Below are 22365 nucleotides of genomic sequence, written 5' to 3'. Positions count from 1 at the left end.
ATTTGTTTACATATTTACGCAAAATGACACATCCCTCGGACGACGACAAGAATGCGACCCTGCTGGACCGGCGCACCTTCTTCATCGGCACGGCGAGCGCACTCGCTCTCGGCACGACCGCTTGCGGAGGTGGTAGCAGCGGAAGTTTTTCGCCGATAGGGGGAGCCACCGCGCAGCAGTCACCGGGTGCCACCCCCGCCGCTGTCGCCGGCGCCGATACGCCCATTGCCCCCCTTACCCCCGACACCCCAGCGCCCGAGCCGACCGCCCCTGAGCCCCAGGTACGCAAGATCGTGCACCCCGGCCTGCTCGTTACGGAAGACGATCTACAGCGCATCCGCGACAAGCTGGCCGCCAATGCGGAGCCTTGGGTGGGCGGCTTGAACATGATGCTCAAGACGAACAACACCAACCTGGACGCGAAGCCGCGTCCCCTGGCATTGGTGACGCGCGGCGTCGATGGCGAGAACTACTGGCAGATGATCGGCGACATGGTGCGCGCCCTTCATCTCGCATTGCGCTGGAACATCTCCAAAGACGAGCGCTATGCGAAGAAGGCGGTGGAGTTCCTCAATGCGTGGTCGTCGACCTTGACCGAGTTGGGCGGCAACTCGAACGTCTTCCTCGCCTCGGGCCTCTACGGCAACCAGTGGGCCAACGCCGCCGAACTGATGCGCAGCTACCCCGGCTGGGCAAAGGAAGACGTCGCGCGCTTCCAGGCCATGCTGCTGAAGGTGTTCTACCCGAAGGCCCACGACTTCCTGGTCAACCACAACGGCACCGAGATCAGAAAGGTCACCCACTACTGGGCCAACTGGGACCTGGCCAACATCTGCGCCGTCTATGCGATCGGCGTGTTCTGCGACCGGCCCGACCTGGTCGCCGAGGCGAGCAACTACTACAAGAGCGGACGTGGCTGCGGCGCGAGCGCCAACAACGTCTACTACGTGCACCCCGGTTACCTCGGTCAATGGCAGGAGAGCCATCGCGACCAGGGCCACTCCACACTCGGCATCTCGCTGGCCGGCATGCTGTGCCAGATGGCCTGGAACCAGGGCGAGGACCTCTTCGGCTACTGGAACAACCGGCTGCTGGCCGGTGCGGAGTACGTGGCCAAGACGAACCTCGCGGATGCCAACGGCAACGCGCTGTACACGATGCCGTTCGCCCCCTACGACGGTGTCCACGGAGCGGGGACCGCTGCGGCGGGCACGAACAGCCCGCGGCCCAACTGGGACCTCATCTACAGCCACTATGTGAGCCGCAAGGGACTCTCGGCCCCCTGGACCAAGGCGATGCTCGACAAGATGCGGCCCGAGCGCGTCGACGGCGGAGACCAGCCGGGCATCGGCACGCTGCTCTATGCACGCGATCCGGTCCCTGCCGCCAGGCCCAGCGGGCTGAGCGCGTTCCTGAACGACGGAAAGGTGCAGCTGTCGTGGTGGGGCACCGCAGGCGCTTCGCAGTACCTCGTGCAGCGCGCGGCGTCGCCCAACGGTCCGTTCACGACCCTCGCGCCGGTCACCGACCCACGCACCTACACCGACGATCCCGACCAGGGCACCTGGTACTACCGGATCGACGCGGTGACCGACGCCGGAGAGATGACCGGCGCGGACACCCTGCGCGTGGCGGTCCCGGGCGAGCTGTGGCTGCACCTGCCGCTCAACGGCGATGCTAACGACGCCAGCGGCCGCGGCCTGCACGGGCAGCTGATCGGCGGCACGAGCTGGGGCGAAGGACGCAACGGCGGAAGCGCCGTGCAGCTCGACGGCCGCAGCGGCCACATCCAGCTGCCCGACGGAGCCGTGTCGGCCCTGGGCGATTTCACGGTCGCGGTGTGGGTCTACTGGGATACGGCGTCGGTCATCGCACGCGTTTTCGACTTCGGTTCCAACGACGTGGCCTACATGATCCTCATCCTTCGCGACGGCAACAAGCAGCTGCGTTTTTCAGGCTCTCGCAATCAGTTCTGGAAGGAAGAGTCGGTGGCCGGCGGAGAGACACCCACCGGGCGCTGGGTGCACCTGGCGGTCACGCTCTCGGGCACCGTGGGAACGCTCTACATGGATGGCGCGCAGGTGGCCACCGCGGATGGCATCTGGATGACTCCTTTCCAGATGGGCAAGACCACCCGGACCTGGCTGGGGCGCTCCCAGTACGGCGGCGATCCGTACTTCAAGGGGCGCATGCAGGACTTCCGCATCTACAGCGGTGCAAAGGATGCGGCATTCATCGCGAACCTCGCCCGCTGAGCGTCGTCGGGTAGCCGCGCTGCCCGGACTACCCTGAACCCGAGCCGGCGTGCGCCTTCACACGCGTGCCGGTGTTTGTTTCCCTTCGACCTTTCGGACTTTTCTCATGGACATTCTTTCTCGACGTTGCGTTTCCGCGCTGATGGCCTCGCTGCTGCTCTTCGGCTGTGGCGGAGGAAGTGGCGGCGGCGGAGGGGCAGGCATTCCGCTGGCCGGCAGCCCGACGGGCCAGTCCGGCGCCGGCAATCCAGCCGATGCGGGCCAGGGCAGCGGCGGCCAGAACAACGGAGGCCAAACGGCCGGCAACGCCTCCGGCGGCGGCACCCAGGGCGGCAATGGAGGTACGAGCGGCGGCACCGTACCCGTCGCGGCCACCGTCGCCCTGGCGAACAAGCTCGGCAAACCTGCCCGGGTGCTGGTTGGCCTGAGCGCCAATTCCACCGATGACTTGCAGAGCCAGGACATCCACCCCGACATTGTGGAGCACTACCTTGTGGGGATCGTGGGCTACAACGGAGGCGGCTGGCCCGACTGGAACGCCGGTGGCGCCTTCGTCACCCAGTTCGCGCAGGACGCCCAAGCTTACGGCGCGGTGCCCATGTTCACGCTCTATCAGATGACGGCGAACGGCGAGGGCAATGTCGACACTACCGTCGATGCGGCCTTCATGGACAAATACTGGGGCCAGGTCCGACTGATGTACCAGCTCATTGCGAAGCGGGACAAACCCGTTCTGATCAACGTGGAGCCGGACTTCTGGGGCTTCGCTGCAGGGAAGCGGTCCGATCACGATCTGACGAAGATTCGCGCTCTCGTCAGCGGTCAGCCGGAATGCAGCACGCTGCCCGACACCATCGCGGGCCTCGGACAGTGCGTCGTGCAGATGGGCCGGAAGGTCGCGCCCAAGGCGCTGATCGGGTTCCCGCCCGCGTTCTGGAACGGCACGCCCGCCGAGATCGGCGCGATGATGCAAACCGCCGGCGCGAACCAGGCGGACTTCATCGTCGCCCAGACCAGTGACCGCGACGCGGGCTGCCGGGAGGTAACGCCGAGGCCCGACGGATGCCAGAACGGAAGCGATCGTTACTGGGACGCGAGCAACAAGACCAGCCCGAACTTCCACGATTCGCAGAAGCAGTATTCGGACTATCGCGCAGCCCTGGGCAACGGCCTGCCGATCCTGTGGTGGCAGACGCCCATGGGCGTTCCTTCCGACACGCCCGGCGGCACCGACGGGCACTACCGCGACAACCGCGTCGACTACATGCTGACCAACACCCAGGAATACGGCGACATGCACACCTTCGGGATCGTCTTTGGCCCCGGCTGGGGCAACCAGACCTCAATCGCTACCGACGGCGGCCAGTTCGCGCGCCTTTCCGCGCAATACCTCGCGCGAGGCGGCGCCGCGTTGAAGTAGCCGGCTCTTGCCGCTCGACGGCTATCGCGCCGAGGCGCCGCCATCGACGGGGATAACCGCCCCCGTCATGTAGCTGGAAGCAGGCGAGGCCAGCAGCAGGGCCAGCCCCTTGATCTCATCGCACTGGGCCACCCGGCCCAGGGGGATGTGGGTCCGCATGCGCTCCGCCGATTCCGGAAGGCGCAGGCGCCCACCGTTGATGTTCGTGGCGAAGGGGCCGGGCGCGATGGCGTTCACCAGCACGTTGTGTGGCGCCAGTTCCATGGCAGCCTGCCGGACCAGGTTGTTCGCCGCCGCCTTGGACGCGACGTAGGCGTAGCCCGAGAGCGACTCCGAGCGCAGACCCGCGATCGACGTGGTCACGACGATGCGTCCCTCCCGCCGCGGCTTCATGTGCCGAGCGGCCGCGCGCACGGTGTGCAGCACGCCGTCGAGGTTGATGCGCAGGACCTTGTCCCAGTGCGCGAGGTCGATGTTCTCCAACTGGCCCGCCTCCACGACGAACCCGCGTCCTGCGCTGATGCCCGCGTTCGCGAACACGCAGTCGATGGCGCCGTGGCGCGCGGCCATGTCGTCCACCAGGGCATCCACGGCCGCGGCGTCGGCGACGTCCAGCGTCGCGCCTTCCACGAGTGGGTGGCGCGACTTCAGGCGTTGCACCTCCGTGTCCAGCGCCTGCGCATCCATGTCCGTCATGAGCGTGCGCGCACCGGCCTCCAGCATCGTTTCCGCGTATGCCAGGCCGAGGCCGCTGGCGGCGCCGGTGACCAGCACGCTGCGCCCGGCGAGGTTAAAGAGCGAAGCGATGCTCATGCGGCCTCCGCCTTCTTCTTCACCGGGAGCAGGGTCTCCCAGTGCTCTGCCGCCTCGATCATGTAGTGCACGGTCAGCACCACCTTCTTGAAGTACCACTGGCCGTCGATACGCACGTAGGCGTCGTCGAAGCGGCCCACCACGTAGAAGCTCTTGCCGCCGTGCACGGGACGGCCGTCGAGGTAGGACTGGCCGGTGCCCGTGTCGCCGTCGACGCTCACCTCGTGTTGGTGGATGAACTGTCGCGCGTACTGCACGGGGAAGTTCTCGAAGAAGGTGCGGATGGCCTCGCGCCCGAAGACCTCGGGGCGCCCGTTGTAGATGATGCTGGCGTCGGGCGCAAAGAGCTCATGCAGGCGGGGCCCCTGGTCCTCGTTGACCAGCGTGTGGTAGTGCGCACGCAGGGCGCGGATGGCCTCCACGCTCTCAAGCTGGTCGACGCGGCGCTGCAGGGCCTGCAGTTGCTGCGCGACCTGTGCGAGCTTGTCGCTGGATTCGGTGTTCATTTCGAAGTCTCCTGGAAAAGTGCTCGACCCTGGCAGTGCAGGGCCGTCGTGTTGAGGGAAGAGGGCGCCGTCTCACCCCGCGTCAGGGTGCTCCCTGCCGAAGTCGGCGAGGATCGCGTGCATGCGCTTCTCGACCGAAGCGCCCGTGTGGGCGTGCGGGATGACGTAGAAGCGCCCCGCGCGCACGGCAGCCAGCGTGGCCGAGGCGACGTCCGTCGCGTCGATGGGGGATGCCGCCATGCCTGCGCGCACCCTTTCGTCATAGCCCGCCGCGGGTGCGACGGTATCGGCGAGGTTGTCGGGCCGGTTGCGCTGCGACACGTGGATGCCCGTGGGCAGCAGCGAAGGGCAGACGACGGTCACGCCGATCGGAGAACCGGCCTGTTCCAGGTCGTGCGCGAGGCATTCCGAGAAGGCGACCACCGCGTGCTTGCTCGCGCTGTACACGGCGGAGCCTGCCAGCGTCGCGAGCCCGGCGGCCGACGCCGTGTTGATCACGTGGGCGGGCCGGCCGCGTGCGCGCATGCGCGGAACGAAGCTGCGCACGCCGTTGGCGACGCCCAGCACGTTCACGCCCAGCACCCACTGCCAGTCCGCATCGGTGGCGGCCCAGGCGGGCCCCAGCACGGCGACGCCCGCGTTGTTGAAGAGCCAGTCGACGCCGCCGAAGCGGTCGTCGCAGGCCTGCGCGAAGGCTTCGACATCGGCGGCGCGGCTCACGTCGCAACGCTGCGCCAGCGTGGGCACGCCCATCGATCGAACGAGCGCCTCGGTGGCTGCGAGCGCCTCCACCTCGACGTCGGCGAGCGCCACGGCCATGCCTTCGCCCGCGCAGGCCAGAGCCAGCGCGCGGCCGATGCCGCCGCCGGCACTGGTGACGGCGGCCACGGCGGGCGCGGCGAGTGTGCGCGGTATGGACGACGCGCTCATTCCAGCGTCACCCCTGCCGTGCGCAGGACGTCGGTCCACTTGACGGCCTCCTTGGCCACATAGGCCTGGAACTCCGCATGCGGCATGTCGATGATGAAGCCCCCCGCCGATTCGAGCGTGTTCTTGACTTCCTGCGAGCGCAGCGCTTCCGATGTCTCCACCGACAGGCGCTTGACGATGTGCTCCGGCGTCTTCGCGGGCGCGAAGAACCCGCCCCAGGTCAGCGACTCGACACCCGGGTAGCCGGCCTCCGCCATGGTCGGCACCTCCGGCAGCATGGGCATGCGCTGTCCGCGCGTGACCGCCAGCGCGCGCAGCTTGCCGCTTCGGATGTGCGGCGCGGCGGTCTGGAGGAAGTCGAACATCGCATCGACGTTGCCCGAGACGAGATCCACCAGGGCCGCCGAAGTCGCCTTGTACGGCACGTGCGTGAAGCGCGCGCCGGTGCGCGTCTGCAGCAGCTCCAGGCACAGGTGCCCGCCCGTGCCGTTGCCTCCCGAGCCGAAATTGAGCTTGCCCGGATTCTTCTTCGCGAGCTCGACCAGTTCACTCACCGAACCGACGCCGAGCTTGGGGTTCACCACCAGCACGTTCGGGTTGCCCGAGAGGCCGTGGATGGCCACGAAGTCCTTCACCGGGTCGTAGCGGATCGTCTTGTACAGCGCGATGTTGGTGCCCTGGGTGCCTTGCGTGCCCAGCAGCAGCGTGTAGCCGTCGGGCGGCGCGCGCGAGACGAACTCGGCGCCGATCGAACCGCTCACGCCCACTTTGTTGTCGATCACGATGGGCTGGCCCAGTCGTGCGGCGAGCACGCGCGCGATCACGCGGGCCTGCAGGTCGACGACGCTGCCCGCCGAAAACGGCACCACCAGCGTGATGGGCCTGGCGGGATAGGTTGCCTCCTGGGCGCGCAGCATCGGAGCGAGCGGGAACAGGCCGGTGGCGACGGCGAATTGCCGGCGGTTGAGGTTCATCTGTGTGTCTCCTGGATCAGTTCTGCCTGAGGATCTCGGCCCATGGGGCGTGGCCAGCGAGCACGTCGCTGCCTTCCAGGTCGACCTCGAAGTTCTCGAGCACCCGGCACACCAGCATGTAGTAGCCGATGGTCATCACGATCTCCATCAGCTGCTGGTGCGGCAGCTCGGCGGCCAGCGCATCGAACATCTCGCGCGGTGCCTTGACCTGGCGCACGACGGCATCGGTGAAGTCGAGCACGCGGCATTCGAGGCTGTCGAAGGGTTGCCGCGCGATGCTGCCTTGCGGATGGTGGAGCACCGCCTCGACCTTGGTGGCCGGCACGCCGGCCTGCGCAGCCACGCGGCGGTGCTGGGTCACCTCGTAGCTGGAGCCGCACAGCGCGCCGACGCGCAGGATCACCAGCTCGCGCAGCGACACCGGCAGCGAGGAGTGCCGCAGGATGCTGGAGCCCAGGGCCAGGAAGCCCTGCGCGGTGGCGCCGCCGTGGGCGACCATGCGGTAGATGTTCAGCGGTGGGCGCCCGCCCAGCAATGCGTGGAGTTCCGCGGGCGCCTCGGCGAGGTCGAAGTAGGGGATGCGAGCCATGGTTTTTTCAGTCGAGTCGGATGGCGGCGGCGCGGATCACCTCGCGCCACCGGAGGGTTTCACTGCGCGCGAACTCGGCGAGCGCCTGGGGCGTGCCGCCCTGGGGGTCAATCGTCAGTTCGCGCATGCGATCGGCCACTGCCGCGGTCTGCAGCGCCCGATTCACTTCCTGGTTGAGCCTGTCGATGATGGGCGGCGGCGTGCCGCTGGGCGCCCACAGGCCGCCCCAGGCCGCGATCTCGCAATCGGGCAGGCCCAATTCCTCGAAGGTCGGCACCTGCGGCAGGAGCGGCAGCCGGCTGCGCGAGGTGACGGCCAGCGGGCGGATCTTCTCGCCGCGGATGTAGGCGAGGTTGCCCGCCACGTTGTCGAAGATTGCCGGCACCTGTCCGCCAAGCACATCGGTGAGCGCCGGCGCGCTGCCCTTGTACGGAATGTGCGCGAGCTGCACCTTGGCGGCGCGGTTGAGCAGCACCAGTGACAGATGTCCGCTGGTGGCGTTCCCGGGCGTGGCGACGGCAACCCGTTCGGGCTTCGCCCTGGCCATCGCGATAAAGCTCTTGAGGTCGCGCGCCTCGAAGGCTGGGTTGACGCACAGCACGTTGTAGACCTTGCCCTCGAGCGCGATGGGCGCGAAGTCCTTCACCGGGTCGTAGTCCAGCTTCGGATAGAGGCTGACGTTCATCGCGTGGGTCGCGTTGCTGCCGTAGAAGAGCGTGTAGCCATCGGGTGCGCTGCGCGCCGCGACCGCGGCCGCTATGTTTCCGGAGGCGCCCGGCCGGTTGTCGACGATCACCGGCTGGCCCAACTGGCGGCCCAGTTGTTCCGCAAGGCGGCGCGAGGACTGGTCGGCCGATCCGCCCGCGGGAAAGCCCACGATCAGGCGCAGCGGCCGGCTGGGGTAGGCATCGTCGCGTGCCGCCATTGCGGCGCCCAGGTGCGGCGCCGCGACCGTGCAGGCGGCTGCCTGGAGGAAACGGCGTCTGTGCAGCGGCTGCATGGTCTTGCTCAGGCCGAGGCGCGCGGTGCGGCGATGCCGCCGGTCAGGCCGCCGTCGACGACCAGCGCGTGGCCGTTCACGTAGGAGGCTTCGTGCGACATCAGGAACAGAGCCGCATAGGCCACTTCCCAGCCCGTGCCCTGGCGGCCGAAGGGCAGCGGCATCGCGAGGCGATCGGACCTGCGGCGCGTCGCCGCGCGGCCGATGGGCGTGTCCATCAGGCCGGGCAGGATGCTGTTGCAGCGCACGCCCCTGGCCTGTCCGGCCATCGCGATGGAGCGCGCGAGCGACACCTGCGCCGCCTTGGTCGTCTCGTAGGCCGGGTTGAAGCTGGAGTTGCGCAGCGCGGCGATCGACGACAGCAGCACGATGGAGCCGCCGGGCGCCATGTGCCGCAGCGCCTGCTGCCCGAACAGCATGCAGGAGCGCACGTTGGTGGCGTGCTCGCGGTCCCAGGCTTCGGCGGTTTGGTTGTCCAGCGACAGCCCGCTGGCCACGCCCACCACCATCACCAGGCCGTCGAGGCCGCCCATCTTCTGCGCCGCTCGCTCCACCGTCGTGGCAGCGGCCTGCGGCTGCGCGACGTCGGCCACCTCGGCCTGGGCCGTCGCGCCCGATGCGCGCACCAGGTCGCAGGTCTGCTGCAGCGAGACGGGGTTGATGTCGACGCAAGTCAGCGTCGCGCCCTCGTGGGCGAACAGCAGCGAGATCGCCCGGCCGTTGCCCACGGGCGGATCGGGGTCGTCGATGTCGCGCTGGCCCGCGCCCACCACCAGGATGCGCCGCTGATCGAGGCGTTGCGCGGAGGGGCGGAGGTCTCCGAGCGCTTCGGCAAAAAGCTGCTGCCCGGGCTGGATGGCTGGCGAGGACATGCGTGTCTCCTTCTTCGTCTTTCGTTGCGGTCATGGTTCAGTTTTGGAAACGTTTCCGAAATGGTGGAAACCCTCGCCCGCTGTCACCTAAGATTCACCCCGTCCCAGTCCCCCGTCTCCTTGCTCGCAAGGGAATCTCCATCCGAATGAATTCAGGAAAACAGAAGATCGATCTGCGCGACGTGGCGCGCCTGGCGGGCGTCTCGCTGGGCAGCGCATCGCGCGCGATGAACGGCGCCGGCGCGTCGGCGGCCACGCAGGAGAAGGTCAACCAGGCGGCGGCGGCGCTGGGCTACCGGCCCAACCACGCGGCGCGCGTGCTGCGTTCACGGCTCAGCCGCACCGTCGGGTGCCTGCTGCCCGACATCTCGAACCCGCTGTATGCGCAGGTGTTCCGCGCGCTGGAGGACGAGTTCCTGCGCCACGACTACCTGCTGCTGCTGGCCAACGGCGCCAACCACGTCGACCGCGAAACGAAGGCATTGGGAACGTTCACGCAGCGCGGCATGGACGGCGTGATCCTCGCGCCCGGCAACGAGCGCAACGCGGCGCTGGTGGAGGCGCTGCGGGTGCTGCCGATGCCGGCCGTCGTGTTCGACCGCGAGGTCAGCGGCGCCCACGACGCGGTGCTCATCGACCACGCGGGCGGTGTGCGGCGCGTGGTCGAGCACCTGCTCGGCCTGGGACACCGCGACATCGCCCTCGTGCTCTGGCAGGGCGACACGCGCCCGGTGCGCCGCCGCGTGCAGGGTTTTCGCTCGGCGTTCCAGGCCGCGGGCCTGTCCGTGCCCGATCTGCTGGTGCAGGCGCGCAGCGTCACGGCCTCGGTCAAGGCGGAGGTCACCGAGTTGCTTGCGCGGCCTGACCGGCCTACCGCACTCATCGTGCAGGGCACGCACATGCTCAACAGCGCACTGCGCGCCATCGCCGCGCGCGGGCTCCAGGTGCCGCGCGACATCTCGGTGGTCGCCATCGGCGACACGCCCTTCGCCGCCGAGCACGACCCCGCGGTGAGCGTGCTCGACATCGATCAGGCCGAGACCGCGCGCTGCCTGGTCGACCTGCTGCTCACGCGGATCGCCGACAACGGCCTGCCGCAACGCAAGGCGCGCGTCGGGCTGCGCTATATCGAGCGCGACTCGGTAGCCGCGCCACCGCGGTATTCCTGAACGAGCGCATCCACCAGCTCGGCGACCGTCGGCACCGCGCGCACGCCGGACACCGAGTGGCCGGCGCTCCAGATGTCGGTCCAGCGCTGGTTGGGCGCCGCGTTGGCGCCGCCGCCGTAGCGTCTTCTCGCTTCTTCTACCGAGATGCTTTCGTCGAGCGTCGAGATGTCGATGCCCAGCCGCCGTGCCGAGGGCGCCAGGAAACTGGCGGGCAGCCCGGTGAAGCCGCGCGTGAGCAGCACGTCGTCGATCGAGCTGTCGACCAGCATCTGCCGGTAGTCGCCGCTCGCCAGGCTCTCCTGCGTGGCGATGAAGCGGGTGCCCATGATGCCGAGGTCGCAGCCGAGCTCCCTGGCGGCCCGCAGGGCGACACCGTCCGACAGGCCGCCCGCGAGCACGATGGGTCCGTCGAATACGCCGCGCACCGCGCGCACGAAGGCGAACGGGTTCGCCCAGCCGGTGTGGCCGCCGGCGCCCGCGGTGAGCAGCACCAGGCCGTCCACGCCCGACTCGATGGCGCGCACTGCATGGTGCAGCGAGGTCACGTCGGCGAACACGCGGCAGCCGGCCTCGTGCAGGCGCGGCACCACCGCGGCAGGCGAGCCCACGCTGGTGATCACGAGTTGCGTGCGGTGCCTGGCGATCAGCTCGACCTCGGCCATCACCCGCGCGGGGTCGCGCCGCATGATGAGGTTGGGGCAGTAGGGCGCCGTGCGCCCGGGCGCTGCGGCGGCTTCTTCGTCCAGGCGGGTGAGCCAGGCGTCGAATTCGTCGAGCGTCTGGCAGTTGGCCGTCGGAAAGGCGCCGATCACGCCTGCGACGCAAGCGGCGGAGACCAGTTCGATGCCGGAGACACGCAGCATGGGCGCTGCGATGAGTGGCAGAGCCAGTCGGTCGAGGAATGGGAGTACTTGGGTCATTGCAGTGCGGTGGATGCGTTCAGGTGCGTCACGGCAGCGCGTGCCTGCCGGATGATTTCCTCGACGATCGCGGCGACCGGCTCGGTGCGCGTGGCGAAGCCGATGGCGGGCCCGAGCGAGAGCATGCCGCCCCGCCAGTCGCCGTCACCGTAGCAGCGGTCGCGCGCCACGCGGCTGTCGAGCAGGCCGCCGAAGGCTGCATGGTCGGCCGCGCCGGCGCGCTCGATGGCGTCGACCTGCGCGGCGGTGTCGTTGCGCAGCACGCGCCAGGTGTTGCCCAGCGTGTGCAGCAGGCGCATGGTGCTGTGCTCGTCGCAGCCCAGCAGGTGCTTCTTGTAGGCCGCATGGGCCGAGACCTCGTCGCTCACGAGGAAGCGGCTTCCCATCAGCACACCGTCGGCACCGAGCGCGAGTGCCGCGGCGAGTTGGCTGCCGTGGCCGATGCCGCCGCCCAGCACCAGCGGAACGTGGAACTGCCCGCGCGCTGTGGCCAGCGCGCCCATCAGCATGGTGGGCAGCTCGTTGGCGCCGGGGTGCCCGCCTTCCTCCATGCCGACCAGCGCGACCGCGTCGGCGCCGGCCGCCTGGGCGGCGAGGGCGTGCCGCACGCTCGATGCCTTGTGGATCATGATTCCGCCGGCTTCGTGGATGGCCCGGATCAGCGCATCGGGCGCATAGCCCGCGGTCTCGAAGTGGCGCACCCCATGCGCCAGCGCGGTCTCCAACGAGCCCTGCACACCGGCGTTGGCCTGCGGGCGCGCCGACAGCGTGAGGTTGACGCCGAAGGGACGGCCCCCGGTGATCTCGCTGCAGCGCCGCAGCTGCTCGCGTAGCGCGGCTTCACCATCGAAGGAGCGCGGCGTGATGAAGCCCATGCAGCCCGTGTTGGTGAGCGCACCGACGTAGCGGGCGTCCGAGAGCCACATCAGCCCGCCGCCGAGGATCGGGTAGGCCAGGCCGAAGAGCCGCGTCAGCCGCGTGGGCAGCGGTGGCTGGCTCACTGCAGCAGCTGCCGTGCGTTGTCGAGGCCGGGCGCGTCGCCCAGCGCCGACGGATCGACGCCCGCGAGCGGCACCGGAAAGCGCACCAGCGACAGCGCCTCGGCGCCGTTGAGCAGGCCGCGCTGCGCGAACTGCGGCAGCGCAGCGAGATCTGCAGGCGGCACCACGGGCGCGACGGGCAGGTCCTTGCGCGCCATCGTCTCGAAGGCTTCGGCCGAATCGCGCGCGGCGAGCTGCTGCGCAATGCGGTCGTTGATGGCCTGTGCCTGCTTCTTGCGCGCGCCCAGCGTGCGATAGGCCTCGCCTGCGAACTCGCCCATGTCGAGCACCTCGCAAAGCCGCGCCCAGAAATGGTCTTCGAGTGCGGCGACGCTCAGGTGCTGCCCGTCGCGGCAGCTGAAGCTACCGTACGCGGGCTTCAGCTGCGTGGACGCGCGCTGGCGCTCGAGGCTGTCCGCGCCGTCGGCGCGGTAGGTGCCCAGGCGCGGGTTCATCCAGTGCAGCACGCAGTCGGCCAGCGCCACGTCCAGGTGCTGGCCGCAGCCCGTGCGTTCGCGCTGCAGCAGCGCCGCCAGCGTGGACGACAGCGCATACATCGAGCCGCACAGGTCCGCCACCGGCAGGCCGAAGTTCTGCGTGGGCGGGCCGCCGGGTTCACCCGAGACCGCGAGCGCGCCCGCCGCGGCGAGGTAGTTGATGTCGTGGCCGGGCAGCTGCGCCCACGGCCCCTCCTGCCCGTAGCCGCTGAGCGAGACGTACACGAGGCGCGGAAAGCGCTCGCGCAGGCTCGCGTAGTCCAGGCCCAGGCGCGCCATCACGCCGGGTCGGTACGACTCCACGAGCACGTCGGCCTGCGCCACGAGCTCGTGTATGCGGGCGCGCTGCGCCTCGTCCTTCAGGTCCGCGAGCAGGCTGAGCTTGCCGCGGTTGACCGCCTCGAAGCCGCCCGGGCCCATGCGCCGTGCGTTGTCGCCGCCGGGCGGGCGCTCGACCTTGATGACGTGCGCGCCCATCTCCGCGAGGTTCTGCGTGAAGAAGGGGCCGGGCAGCAGTTCGCTGAAGTCGAGGACGGTGATGCCCGCGAGCGGGCGGGCGGCGCTCATGCGGCGCCTCGCTCGACGATCACCGCATCGAGCGGCACGGCGCCTTCGCCCCGCGCGCCGACCCAGATCGGGTTGAGGTCCATCTCCTCGATGCGCTGCGCATTCGCCGTCACGAACTCGGACACGCCCATCAGCAGCCGCTCCAGTGCGGGCACGTCGGCCACGGGGCGGCCGCGCGCGCCGTCGAGCACCGGGAAGCAGCGCATCTCGCGCACCATCGAAGCGGCGTCCTCGGGGCTCAGCGGCAGCAGGCGGCGCGTGACGTCGCGCAGGATCTCCACGTAGACACCGCCCAGGCCAAAGGTCATCACATGCCCGAACACCGGGTCGCGTGTGACGCCAGCCATCAGCTCGACGCCGCCGCCCGGTGCCATCTTCTCGATCAGCAGGCCGTCGATGGCGGCATCGGGCTTGTGATGCCTGGCCGAAGCCATGATGTCGTCCCACGCCAGCGCCAGCTGCGCGCCGTCGGCGATGCCGACGCGCACGCCGCCGATGTCGGACTTGTGCAGGATGTCGGGGCTTGCGATCTTCGCGACCACCGGGTAGCCCATGCCATCGGCGAGCTGGCGCGCCTCTTCCCGCGTGCGCGCCACCGCCACCGGCAGCAGCGGGATGCCGGCCTTCTCCAGCAGGGCCTTGGCCTGCAGTTCCGACAGGTTGCGCAAGGCACCGGCCGGCGCTGCGGGCACGGCCGTCGGCAGGCGGCGCACAGAGCTCCCGGCCGCGCTGCGGCGCCAGCGGCCCCATTCCGTCCAGCGCCTGATGGCGGCGATCGCCTTGCCGACCGAGCGCGGCGGCGCGAACCCGGCCGCAACCAGCATGCGGTAGCCCTCGCCCAACCGGTCGCTCATCCAGATCGGGACGATGGGGCTTTGCACACGCTTCTGCGCGGCGATGATGGTCTGCGCCATGCGGATGGTGGTCTCGCCGTAGTCCAGCGCGATCGGCGTGACAACGCAGCCCGTGTTGGGGTCCGCCGCCACCGCGCCCAGCGTGCTCTCGACGAGGTCCGCGTCGCTGAGCACGGCGGCCGTGGTGTCGACAGGGTTGTTGATGGCCGCGTAATCGGGCAGCTTGCTGCGAAGCAACTCGGTGGTCTCGGGAGCGAACTCGGCCAGCGTGAGGCCGGCGGTGCCCACTGCATCGGCGGTCAGCGCGGTGGTGCCGCCCGAGGAGCAGTACACGCCGATCTCCTCGCGCTCGCCGGGCATGGCGCGCGCGAAGAGCCAGGCCGTGTCGACCAGCTCGTCGATGTCGTCGACCTCGATCACGCCGTATTGGCGGAACACCGCGCTGTTGACCTCGGCCGAGCCCGTCAATGAGGCCGTGTGTGACTGCGCGGCGCGCTGGCCGTACTCCGACTTGCCGACCTTCAGCGCGATCACCGGCTTGCCGTTGTCCGCCGCGCACTGCAGCGCGGCCAGGAAGCGCGGGCCGTCCTTGATGCCTTCGAGCAAGGTCACGATCACCTTGATGTCCGGCGCGGTCGCCATGTAATGGATGAAGTCGGCCACCTCCAGGTCCACCTCGTTGCCGGTGGAGGCCCACAGGCCGATGCCGATGCCACGCTCCATCGCCTGCATCACGTTGCGCCCCAGCCCGCCGCCCTGCGTGGCCAGGCCGATCGGGCCCTTGACCAGGTCGTGCGGGAACGACGGCGAGAAGGTCATGCCCAGGCGGGCGTTGACGTTGGTCAGGCCGGGGCAGTTCGGGCCGTAGATGCGCATGCCGGCCTGCTCGGCGATCTCCTTGAGCCGGGCCTGGGCCCGCTCGCCCTCGGCACCGGCCTCGCCGAAGCCCGAGGTGAGGATGATCGCGAAGGGCACGCGCCGGGCTGCGCATTCCTCCATCACCGCGATGACGCCCGACGCGGGAACGGCGATCACGGCGACGTCTGGCGTCTGCGGTAGCGAGGCGATGCTGGGCCAGCAGCGATGGCCGCGCAGCTCGGTCTTGGTGGGATTGACCAGGTAGAGCTCGCCGTCGATCTGCGAATGGTCGAGCAGGTTGCTCAGGGTGCGCCCGCCGATGCTCTGCGGCCGCTCGGACGCGCCGACGAGGGCGATGGCGCGCGGATGGATGAGGCGTGACAGGTCGGTGCTGAAGGCCGGATGGGTCATGCTGTGCGACTCCCGCGGCGTTCAGGCGATGGCCGAGATGCCGAGGATCTCGCGCCCGACGATCAGCGTCTGCACTTCGGTCGTGCCTTCCGGAATGGTCCCGCCGCGGGTGTCGCGGAAGATTCGTTCGATGGGGTAATCGGTGGCGTAGCCCAGGCCGCCGTGCACCTGGAGTGCCATGCTGGCCACCTCGTGGGCGGCTTCTGTGGCGTAGAGCTTGGCGATGGACGCGGCGGTGCGCGCGTCATGGCCCGAGTCGAGTGCGGCGGCGGCGCGCAGGCCCAGCGCGCGTGCGGCCTCCACGCGGATCGTCATGTCGACGATCAGCTTCTGCACCAGCTGGAAGCTGCCGATGGGCTTGCCGAACTGCGTGCGCGTGCGCGCGTAGTCGATGGAGAGGTCGAGCGCCGACTGCGCGGCGCCCACGGCGCCCATCGCGATGTTCACGCGCGCGCTGTCCAGGCCGATCAGCATCTTCTTGAGTGCGCCGCCTTCCTCGCCCAGCAAGTTCTCGCGCGGCACCTTGACGTTGTCGAAGCCCAGCTCGGCCGTGCCGGTGCTGCGCAGCACCATCGTGTCGACGCGGCGCATTTCATAGGGGGAAACATCCCTCTCGACCAGGAAGGTGGAGAGCTGGCCCTGGCAGTCGGGGCTGAAGGTGCGCGCCACGACGATGCCGAAGTCACCGAAGGCGCCATTCGTGATCCACAGCTTGCGGCCGTTGAGCACGTAGTGGTCGCCCTGCAGGTCGGCGCGGGTCTGCACCTGCGCGATGTTGGAGCCCGTGCCAGGCTCGCTGATGGCGCTGAAGCAGCGGCGCTCATTGTTCAGCAGCGGCTTGAGGAAGCGCTCCTTCTGCGCGGGCGTGGCCTCGGCCGCGAGCTTGTTGATCGCCGCGTTGGTGATGTTGAGGATCGTGCGCAGCGAGAGCCAGGCGTAACCCGCTTCCTCCATCAGCATCGCCCAGGTGAGTTGGTCCAGGCCCATGCCGCCTTCTTCTTCCGACAGCCGGCCGCCCAGGTAGCCGAACTCCGACAAGGGCTTGAGCAGCTCGAAGGGAAAGGTCTTCTCCTGGTCGTGGCGCGCGACGATGGGCGCGACCTCGCTCTTCATGAAGCGGCGGATGCTGTCGCGCAGCATGGCTTGTTCTGCAGTCTGAGTGTACACGTTGTCTCCTGTTTGTTGGTGATGAAGATGGGCGGTGCTCAAGGCTCTGCGGGAGGCGAGGCCTTGGTGCCGCGGCGGGAAGAGGAAGAAGAGGAAGAAGAAGCCGGAGAAGAAGAGGCCGATGCCGTCGCCGGCTGCTCACGCGTGGCGCCCTCGGCGGCCTGCTTGCGGAAGACGATGGCCTTGACCTCCTGCAGCGCCTCCAGGCAGCGCTCGCGCTGGTCGCGCATGCGATGGGTGAGCCCGGCCACCGACAGGGCCAGCGTCTCGCCGCCGATCTGGCCGGCCACGGCCACTGCGGTCAGCCCTTCGCTGCCTTCGTTCTCGACCCAGATCCAGCCCTGTTCGCGCGCACGCTCCACCTGCGCTTCGAGTTCGGACAGGTCGGTGAGCGTGCCGGAGGCCAGCACGCGCAGCGGCTTCAGGCGCAGCTGGCGCGCCGCCTCTTCCGGGGTGCCGACAGCGAGGATCGCCTTGCCGAGGGCGGAGACGTGCAGCGCGAGCTTGTCGCCCACGTGCTGCATGTAGCGCAGCGCGTGGCGGCCTTCGCTCAGCGCGATGACTTTCACGACGCCGTTCTCCAGCCTGCCGCACAGGCCGGTCTCGCCGGTGCGGTCGCGCAGCAGTTCGCAGGCCTCGGCACCCACGGCGTACAGCGGGTCGCTCGCGGAGATCTCCTTGGCCACCGTCAGCAGGCGCGCGGTCGGATAGAAGCGCCGGCTGCGCGCGGTGCGCAGCAGATAGCCCAGCTCGTGCAGCGTATGCAGCAGGTCGGAGCAACTGCTCTCAGGCAGGTCCATGAGGCGGGCCAGGTCCGAGTTGGACAGCTCGCGCTTTTCGCGCGCAAAGACTTCGAGCAGGGTCATCGTGCGGGCGGCTGCAGGGACGATGGTTGGCATGGATCCTCCGATAGGTCGTAGAAGTTATCGATCATAGCTACGGGATTCATGCATTTGCCGGCGATTTATATCGAAAATTTCCTGCGGAGAGGGAGAAAACAAGGTTGTCAAACAACGAGGGGTTGAAGTAGTCTACGTCTATTCGTAGAAAAAACGCAATCGAATCGCGTCACAAAACCCGGAGACAACCCTTGAAAACCTTCCTCAAAGCCCTCGCCGCTGCCAGCAGCGCGCTCCTGTTAGCCACTGCCGTGCATGCGGCCGGCGAAGCTGACGGCTGGCCTTCGAAGCCGCTGACCTTTGTCGTGCCGTTCCCTCCGGGCGGCATCACCGACAACACTTCCCGGCTGCTTGCGCTCAAGCTGGGGGAGAAGCTCGGCCAGCAGGTGATCGTTGACAACCGGCCCGGCGCCGGCGGCTCCATCGGCGTGGAATACGCGGTACGCCAACCGGCGGACGGCTACACCTTGATCTATGGCACGCAGGGCACGCACGCGGCCAACCTCGCGCTCTATAAGAACGTGCGCTACGACCCGGTCAAGGACTTCACGGCCGTGCACGGCATGTCGGAGTCGCCGCTGATCCTGGTCATCAACCCGAACAAGCCGTTCAAGACGGTGCCCGAGCTGGTGGCGTACGCCAAAAAGAACCCCGGCAAGCTCAACTTCGGCTCGGCGGGCGCGGGCACGGCCACGCACCTGACGGCGGAGCTCTTCCAGACGACCGCCGGCATCAAGATGACGCACGTGCCCTACAAGGGCAGCAGCCCGGCGCTGACCGACCTGATCTCCGGCAACCTCGACCTGGCCTTCGACTACGCGGCCGTGGTGCTGCCCTTCGTGCAGTCGGGCAAGCTCAAGGCGCTGGCAGTCACCGGCAAGTCGCGCCTGGGCAGCGCACCCGACCTGCCGACCGTCGCCGAGTTGGGCTACCCCGGCGCCGAGTCGAGCGCATGGGGCGCCATGTTCGTCTCGTCGAAGACGCCCGCTGCCATCGTCAAGCGCCTGGCCGACGCCATGGCGGAAGTCATCGTGAATCCCGAGCTTCTGGCTGCCACCGAGAAGTTCGGCAGCGTGCCGATGCGCGGCATGCGCGGCGAGAAGCTGGACGCTTTCGTCAAGTCCGAGATGACGCGCTGGCGCGAGGTGGTTCAGAACTCCGGCGCCAAGCTGGAGTAGTCCGCGCGTCGCCTGCCGACCTTTTTTCAAAACCAGGAAATCAGCCCCATGACCACTGACCTGCGTGGCCTCCAGCCACAGCATCCAACGCTCTACCAACTCGCGCCCGACGGCGAGTCGCTGGAGTTCCTCTTCGCGCAATGTCCGGCGTGCGGCAAGCTCGTCTTTCCCGCCAACGTGCCCGGCTGCAGCCACTGCGGCGATCCGCTGCAGGGCGCCGAGAAAGTGGCGCGTCCCGGCGGCGGCAAGCTGCTGGAGTACGTCACGCTGCATGTGCCGCTGCTGCCCGGCATGGAAGTGCCGCGCATCGCCGCCGACATCCTCATCGATGACGGGCTCATCGAGGAGGGCGTGATCGCTGGATCGGACGAGTCGGCCCTGCGTGTCGGCATGGCGCTGCGCGCCATCGGCGTGGCGCAGCCCGGCGGCGAGACCTTCGCCTGCCGCTTCGTCGCGGCAGAGGGGGCGGCGCGATGAGCAACTGGATCGACGACAACGAAGGCGTGTACGTGGCCGGTATCGGCATGCATGCCTACCAGTTTCCGAGCGAGACGCCCTACACGCACCTCGGCCTGACTGCGGTGCGCGCCGCGCTGGCGGATGCGGGGCTGGCCTGGCCGCAGGTGAACAGCGCCTACGTGGGCACCACTTCCATCGGCATGGCGGCCGGGCGCGTGATGCTGCGGCACCTCGGATCGAGCGGGCTGGCGGTCACGCAGGTCGAGAACGCATCGGCATCGGGCTCCTTCGCCTTCCGGCAGGCGTGCATGGAGGTGGCGCGCGGCGTCAGCGACGTGGTGCTGGCGGTGGGCGTGGACAAGCACGGCGATGCCCGGCGCGCGGCCGACAAGGAAGGCCTCGCCCGCCTGAGCGAGACGGCCAACGTTCCCGCGGTGAAGTTCGCGATGATGGCCCGCACCTACCTGCGCGAGCGCGACGCGGACCCGGCGTCGATGGCGCAGGTGGCGGTGAAGAACCACGGCAACGCATCGCGCAACCCGTTCGCACAGTTCCGCAAGCCGCGCACGCTCGAACAGGTGCTCGCGTCGCCGCTGGTGGCGGGCGACCTGACTGTGCAGCAATGCTGCCCGCGCGGCGAAGGTGCCGCGGCCGTCATCGTGGTGTCGGGCCGCGCGCTGCGCCGGCTGGGCCTGGATGCGGCGCGCTGCGTGCGCGTGCGCGCGTCGGCCGCGTGCAGCGAAACCCCGGAGACCTCCTACGGCGCAGCGGCGGTCGACCTCGTGCGAGCCAGTGCCCGCGCAGCGCTCGAGCAGGCGGCGATTCCCGCAAGCCGGCTCGACCTGCTGGAGCTGCACGACGCCTTCTCGGTGGAGGAGTTGCTCTACAGCGAAGCCATCGGCGTGTGCGAACAGGGCGAGGGCGCCGCATACCTGCTGCGCGGCGACTCGCAGATCGGCGGGCGCTGCGCGATCAACGCATCGGGCGGCCTCATCGGCATGGGGCATCCGCTGGGTCCCACCGGCATCGGCCAGATCGCGGAGATCACGCGGCAGCTTCGCGGCGAGGCAGGCGACCGGCAGCACGCAGGTGCCGGCTGGGGCATGGCCCACATGATCGGGCTCGGGTCGGTGGCCGTCGCGCACGTCCTTTCCCGCGCCACGGCATGACAGAGCAAGAACTCGCAAGGAACCACCATGCCTGAAGAAAACAACCGCCCCGACCACGTCGAACTCTCGACGCTTACCTACCGCGTCGAAGGCCACGTGGCTGTCGTGACGCTCAACCGGCCCGACCGCATGAACACGCTGGGCGGCACGATGAAGCCCGACCTCGCCCGCGCATTCTTCGAACTGGCCCGTGCCGACCAGCGCGTGCGCGCGGTGGTGCTCACGGGCGCTGGCGAACGCGCCTTCTGCGCCGGCGCCGACATCAAGGAACGCGCCGACCACCAGATCTGCGCCACCGACTTCTTCGTCGCACAGAAGGCGACGCACGACCTGTTTCGCGGCATCGAGGAATTCGAGAAGCCCATTCTCGCGGCGATCAACGGTGTCGCGCTCGGCGGCGGCCTCGAACTGGCCCTGTGCTGCGACCTGCGGCTGGCGGCCGATCACGCACGATTGGGCCTTCCTGAAGTGCGCCTGGGCGTGATCCCCGCAGCCGGTGGCACGCAGCGGCTGCCGCGCCTGATCGGCGAGGCACGCGCCAAGGCGCTGATGCTGACGGCCGCGCAGATCGATGCGGCACGCGCGCTCGACTACGGCCTGGTCACGCAGGTACTGCCGGGCGCCGAACTGCTCCCGGCAGCCATCGCGCTCGCACAGCAGATCGGCGAGATGCCGCCGCTGGCCGTGCGCTTCGTCAAGCGCGCAGTGAACCGCGGCATGCAGACCGACCTCGACAGCGGCCTTGAGTACGAGCGTTATGCCGCTGCGCTGCTGGTGGACAGCGAGGACCGCAAGGAAGGCATGCGCGCCTTCGTCGAGAAGCGCAAGCCCGTGTTCCAGGGGCGCTGAACCCCGCCCGCCAATTTATTCACTCATTCAAAAGCAAGCAAGGAAGCACACACATGAAACTCGGTTTGGAATCCCAGGTGGCCCTGGTGACCGGCGGCGGCCAGGGCGTGGGCCGGCAGATCTGCATCGAACTCGCACGCGAAGGTGCGCGCGTCGTGGTCAACGACCTGTTCCCCGAGCGGGCGCAGGCCGTGGCGCGCGAGATCGAGGCGCAGGGCGGCAAGGCGCTCGCCGCGCCCGCCGACATCACGCAGGCCGACCAGGTGCGGGCCATGGTCGATGCGGCCGCGCAGCACTTCGACGCGCCGGTGCAGATCCTCGTGAACAACGCCGGCATCATTCCCGAGCGCCGCGAGAAGGGCGGGCGAACGCCGGCCTTTGTCGACATGGCGGTGGCCGACTGGGCCAAGATCGTCAACCTCAACGTGTACGGCACCTTCCACTGCTGTCACGCCGTGCTGCCCGGCATGGTGGCCGCCAGGCGCGGGCGCATCGTGAACATCATCTCGGAAGCCGGCCGGATCGGCGAGGCCAACATGGCCGTCTACTCAGGCGCGAAAGCCGCCATCGCAGGCTTTGCCAAGGCGCTGGCGCGCGAGCACGGGCGGCACGCGATCACAGTCAATTCGATTGCCCTCGGCGCGGTTTCGCATGAAGGCATCAAGGACGGACCGCTGCATCCGGACGCGACCATTCAGAACAACGAACTGCTCGCGAAGATGGTGAACCTCTATCCGATCTCGAAGGGGGCGGGGCGGCTGTCGCGGCCGGACGATGTTTCAGGGCTGGTGGCATTCCTCGCGTCGGACCGCGCGTTGTTCGTCACCGGCCAGACGATCGGGGCATCGGGTGGCTTCGCCATGATCTGAAGGGCCGGAGCTGCATGGCATCCGGCTGGCAGCGCCGTCAACCAGTCCCGCAGCGCTTTTGAGGCCGGTGCGTGCGAGCCGGCACGCTGCCGACGACACT

At 68.9% G+C, this 22365-nt stretch carries 21 protein-coding genes; 8 read left to right on the top strand and 13 right to left on the bottom strand.

What is annotated here, in order from left to right; translation table 11 throughout:
* The first annotated feature begins 23 nt into the window (after window positions 1-23).
* Together FHT32_RS19480 and FHT32_RS19475 are read left to right on the top strand one after the other, a co-directional pair.
* Complete coding sequence (locus FHT32_RS19480; protein WP_176666248.1) at window positions 24-2255, top strand: LamG-like jellyroll fold domain-containing protein; 2232 nt, start codon at window positions 24-26, stop codon at window positions 2253-2255.
* A 106-nt stretch (window positions 2256-2361) separates the two neighbouring features.
* On the top strand, window positions 2362-3675 hold the full coding sequence (locus FHT32_RS19475) for a hypothetical protein (RefSeq protein ID WP_256099067.1): 1314 nt from the start codon (window positions 2362-2364) through the stop codon (window positions 3673-3675).
* Between the two features lie 21 nt (window positions 3676-3696).
* Here the strand turns inward: FHT32_RS19475 and FHT32_RS19470 are convergent, their stop codons facing one another.
* The 7 genes from FHT32_RS19470 to FHT32_RS19440 form a co-directional block, all read right to left on the bottom strand.
* On the bottom strand, window positions 3697-4488 hold the full coding sequence (locus FHT32_RS19470) for an SDR family NAD(P)-dependent oxidoreductase (RefSeq protein WP_176666247.1): 792 nt from the start codon (window positions 4486-4488) through the stop codon (window positions 3697-3699).
* On the bottom strand, window positions 4485-4994 hold the full coding sequence (locus FHT32_RS19465; RefSeq protein WP_176666246.1) for a nuclear transport factor 2 family protein: 510 nt from the start codon (window positions 4992-4994) through the stop codon (window positions 4485-4487). Before FHT32_RS19465 ends, FHT32_RS19470 begins: the two co-directional genes overlap by 4 nt.
* A gap of 72 nt (window positions 4995-5066) precedes the next feature.
* Window positions 5067-5924 (bottom strand): SDR family NAD(P)-dependent oxidoreductase, encoded by an 858-nt coding sequence (locus FHT32_RS19460; protein WP_176666245.1) that lies wholly within the window; start codon window positions 5922-5924, stop codon window positions 5067-5069.
* On the bottom strand, window positions 5921-6898 hold the full coding sequence (locus FHT32_RS19455) for a tripartite tricarboxylate transporter substrate binding protein (RefSeq protein WP_176666244.1): 978 nt from the start codon (window positions 6896-6898) through the stop codon (window positions 5921-5923). Before FHT32_RS19455 ends, FHT32_RS19460 begins: the two co-directional genes overlap by 4 nt.
* Before the next feature lie 16 nt (window positions 6899-6914).
* A complete protein-coding gene (locus FHT32_RS19450; protein ID WP_176666243.1) occupies window positions 6915-7487 on the bottom strand; it encodes a carboxymuconolactone decarboxylase family protein in 573 nt (190 codons plus the stop codon).
* A 7-nt stretch (window positions 7488-7494) separates the two neighbouring features.
* Window positions 7495-8487 (bottom strand): tripartite tricarboxylate transporter substrate binding protein, encoded by a 993-nt coding sequence (locus FHT32_RS19445; RefSeq protein ID WP_176666242.1) that lies wholly within the window; start codon window positions 8485-8487, stop codon window positions 7495-7497.
* An 8-nt stretch (window positions 8488-8495) separates the two neighbouring features.
* A complete protein-coding gene (locus FHT32_RS19440; RefSeq protein WP_176666241.1) occupies window positions 8496-9359 on the bottom strand; it encodes an SDR family NAD(P)-dependent oxidoreductase in 864 nt (287 codons plus the stop codon).
* A gap of 146 nt (window positions 9360-9505) precedes the next feature.
* Between FHT32_RS19440 and FHT32_RS19435 the strand changes: the two genes are divergently transcribed.
* Window positions 9506-10528, top strand: coding sequence for a substrate-binding domain-containing protein (locus tag FHT32_RS19435; protein WP_176666240.1), 1023 nt, complete (start codon window positions 9506-9508; stop codon window positions 10526-10528).
* Here FHT32_RS19435 and FHT32_RS19430 read toward each other — a convergent pair.
* Genes FHT32_RS19430 through FHT32_RS19405 form a run of 6 tightly spaced genes read right to left on the bottom strand, consistent with a single transcriptional unit; the run spans window position 10483 to window position 17741 of the window.
* Window positions 10483-11448 carry a nitronate monooxygenase family protein gene (locus FHT32_RS19430; RefSeq protein WP_176666239.1) on the bottom strand — a complete coding sequence of 322 codons (966 nt, stop codon included), beginning with the start codon at window positions 11446-11448 and terminating at the stop codon, window positions 10483-10485. The two genes, FHT32_RS19435 and FHT32_RS19430, sit on opposite strands and share 46 nt — an antisense overlap.
* Window positions 11445-12449 (bottom strand): nitronate monooxygenase, encoded by a 1005-nt coding sequence (locus FHT32_RS19425; RefSeq protein ID WP_176666238.1) that lies wholly within the window; start codon window positions 12447-12449, stop codon window positions 11445-11447. The genes FHT32_RS19430 and FHT32_RS19425 overlap by 4 nt, the downstream gene beginning before the upstream one ends.
* Entirely contained in the window at window positions 12446-13552 is a 1107-nt protein-coding gene (locus tag FHT32_RS19420) for a CaiB/BaiF CoA-transferase family protein (protein WP_176666237.1), read from the bottom strand. Before FHT32_RS19420 ends, FHT32_RS19425 begins: the two co-directional genes overlap by 4 nt.
* Window positions 13549-15675, bottom strand: coding sequence for an acetate--CoA ligase family protein (locus FHT32_RS19415; RefSeq protein WP_176666236.1), 2127 nt, complete (start codon window positions 15673-15675; stop codon window positions 13549-13551). Before FHT32_RS19415 ends, FHT32_RS19420 begins: the two co-directional genes overlap by 4 nt.
* Window positions 15676-15696: 21 nt before the next feature.
* The gene (locus tag FHT32_RS19410) at window positions 15697-16842 is read right to left on the bottom strand and encodes an acyl-CoA dehydrogenase family protein (protein ID WP_026346441.1); all 1146 of its coding nucleotides are present in this window, start codon (window positions 16840-16842) and stop codon (window positions 15697-15699) included.
* Between the two features lie 38 nt (window positions 16843-16880).
* Window positions 16881-17741, bottom strand: a complete 861-nt coding sequence (locus FHT32_RS19405; protein WP_256099066.1) for an IclR family transcriptional regulator — start codon at window positions 17739-17741, stop codon at window positions 16881-16883.
* A gap of 191 nt (window positions 17742-17932) precedes the next feature.
* Here FHT32_RS19405 and FHT32_RS19400 point away from each other — a divergent pair, with 191 nt between their 5' ends.
* Genes FHT32_RS19400 through FHT32_RS19380 form a run of 5 tightly spaced genes read left to right on the top strand, consistent with a single transcriptional unit; the run spans window position 17933 to window position 22265 of the window.
* Window positions 17933-18919 carry a tripartite tricarboxylate transporter substrate binding protein gene (locus tag FHT32_RS19400; protein WP_176666235.1) on the top strand — a complete coding sequence of 329 codons (987 nt, stop codon included), beginning with the start codon at window positions 17933-17935 and terminating at the stop codon, window positions 18917-18919.
* A gap of 48 nt (window positions 18920-18967) precedes the next feature.
* Window positions 18968-19396, top strand: a complete 429-nt coding sequence (locus FHT32_RS19395; protein WP_176666234.1) for a Zn-ribbon domain-containing OB-fold protein — start codon at window positions 18968-18970, stop codon at window positions 19394-19396.
* A complete protein-coding gene (locus tag FHT32_RS19390) occupies window positions 19393-20547 on the top strand; it encodes a thiolase family protein (protein WP_176666233.1) in 1155 nt (384 codons plus the stop codon). The genes FHT32_RS19395 and FHT32_RS19390 overlap by 4 nt, the downstream gene beginning before the upstream one ends.
* A gap of 27 nt (window positions 20548-20574) precedes the next feature.
* Complete coding sequence (locus FHT32_RS19385) at window positions 20575-21396, top strand: enoyl-CoA hydratase/isomerase family protein (protein ID WP_176666232.1); 822 nt, start codon at window positions 20575-20577, stop codon at window positions 21394-21396.
* A 53-nt stretch (window positions 21397-21449) separates the two neighbouring features.
* Window positions 21450-22265, top strand: coding sequence for an SDR family NAD(P)-dependent oxidoreductase (locus FHT32_RS19380; RefSeq protein WP_176666231.1), 816 nt, complete (start codon window positions 21450-21452; stop codon window positions 22263-22265).
* The last annotated feature ends 100 nt before the right edge of the window (window positions 22266-22365 follow it).

The sequence above is a fragment of the Variovorax sp. SG517 genome, assembly GCF_013376045.1.
GTDB lineage: Bacteria > Pseudomonadota > Gammaproteobacteria > Burkholderiales > Burkholderiaceae_C > Variovorax.
Note: the sequence above shows the minus strand (reverse complement) of the source record. Positions and strands in the feature narration are given on the sequence as shown.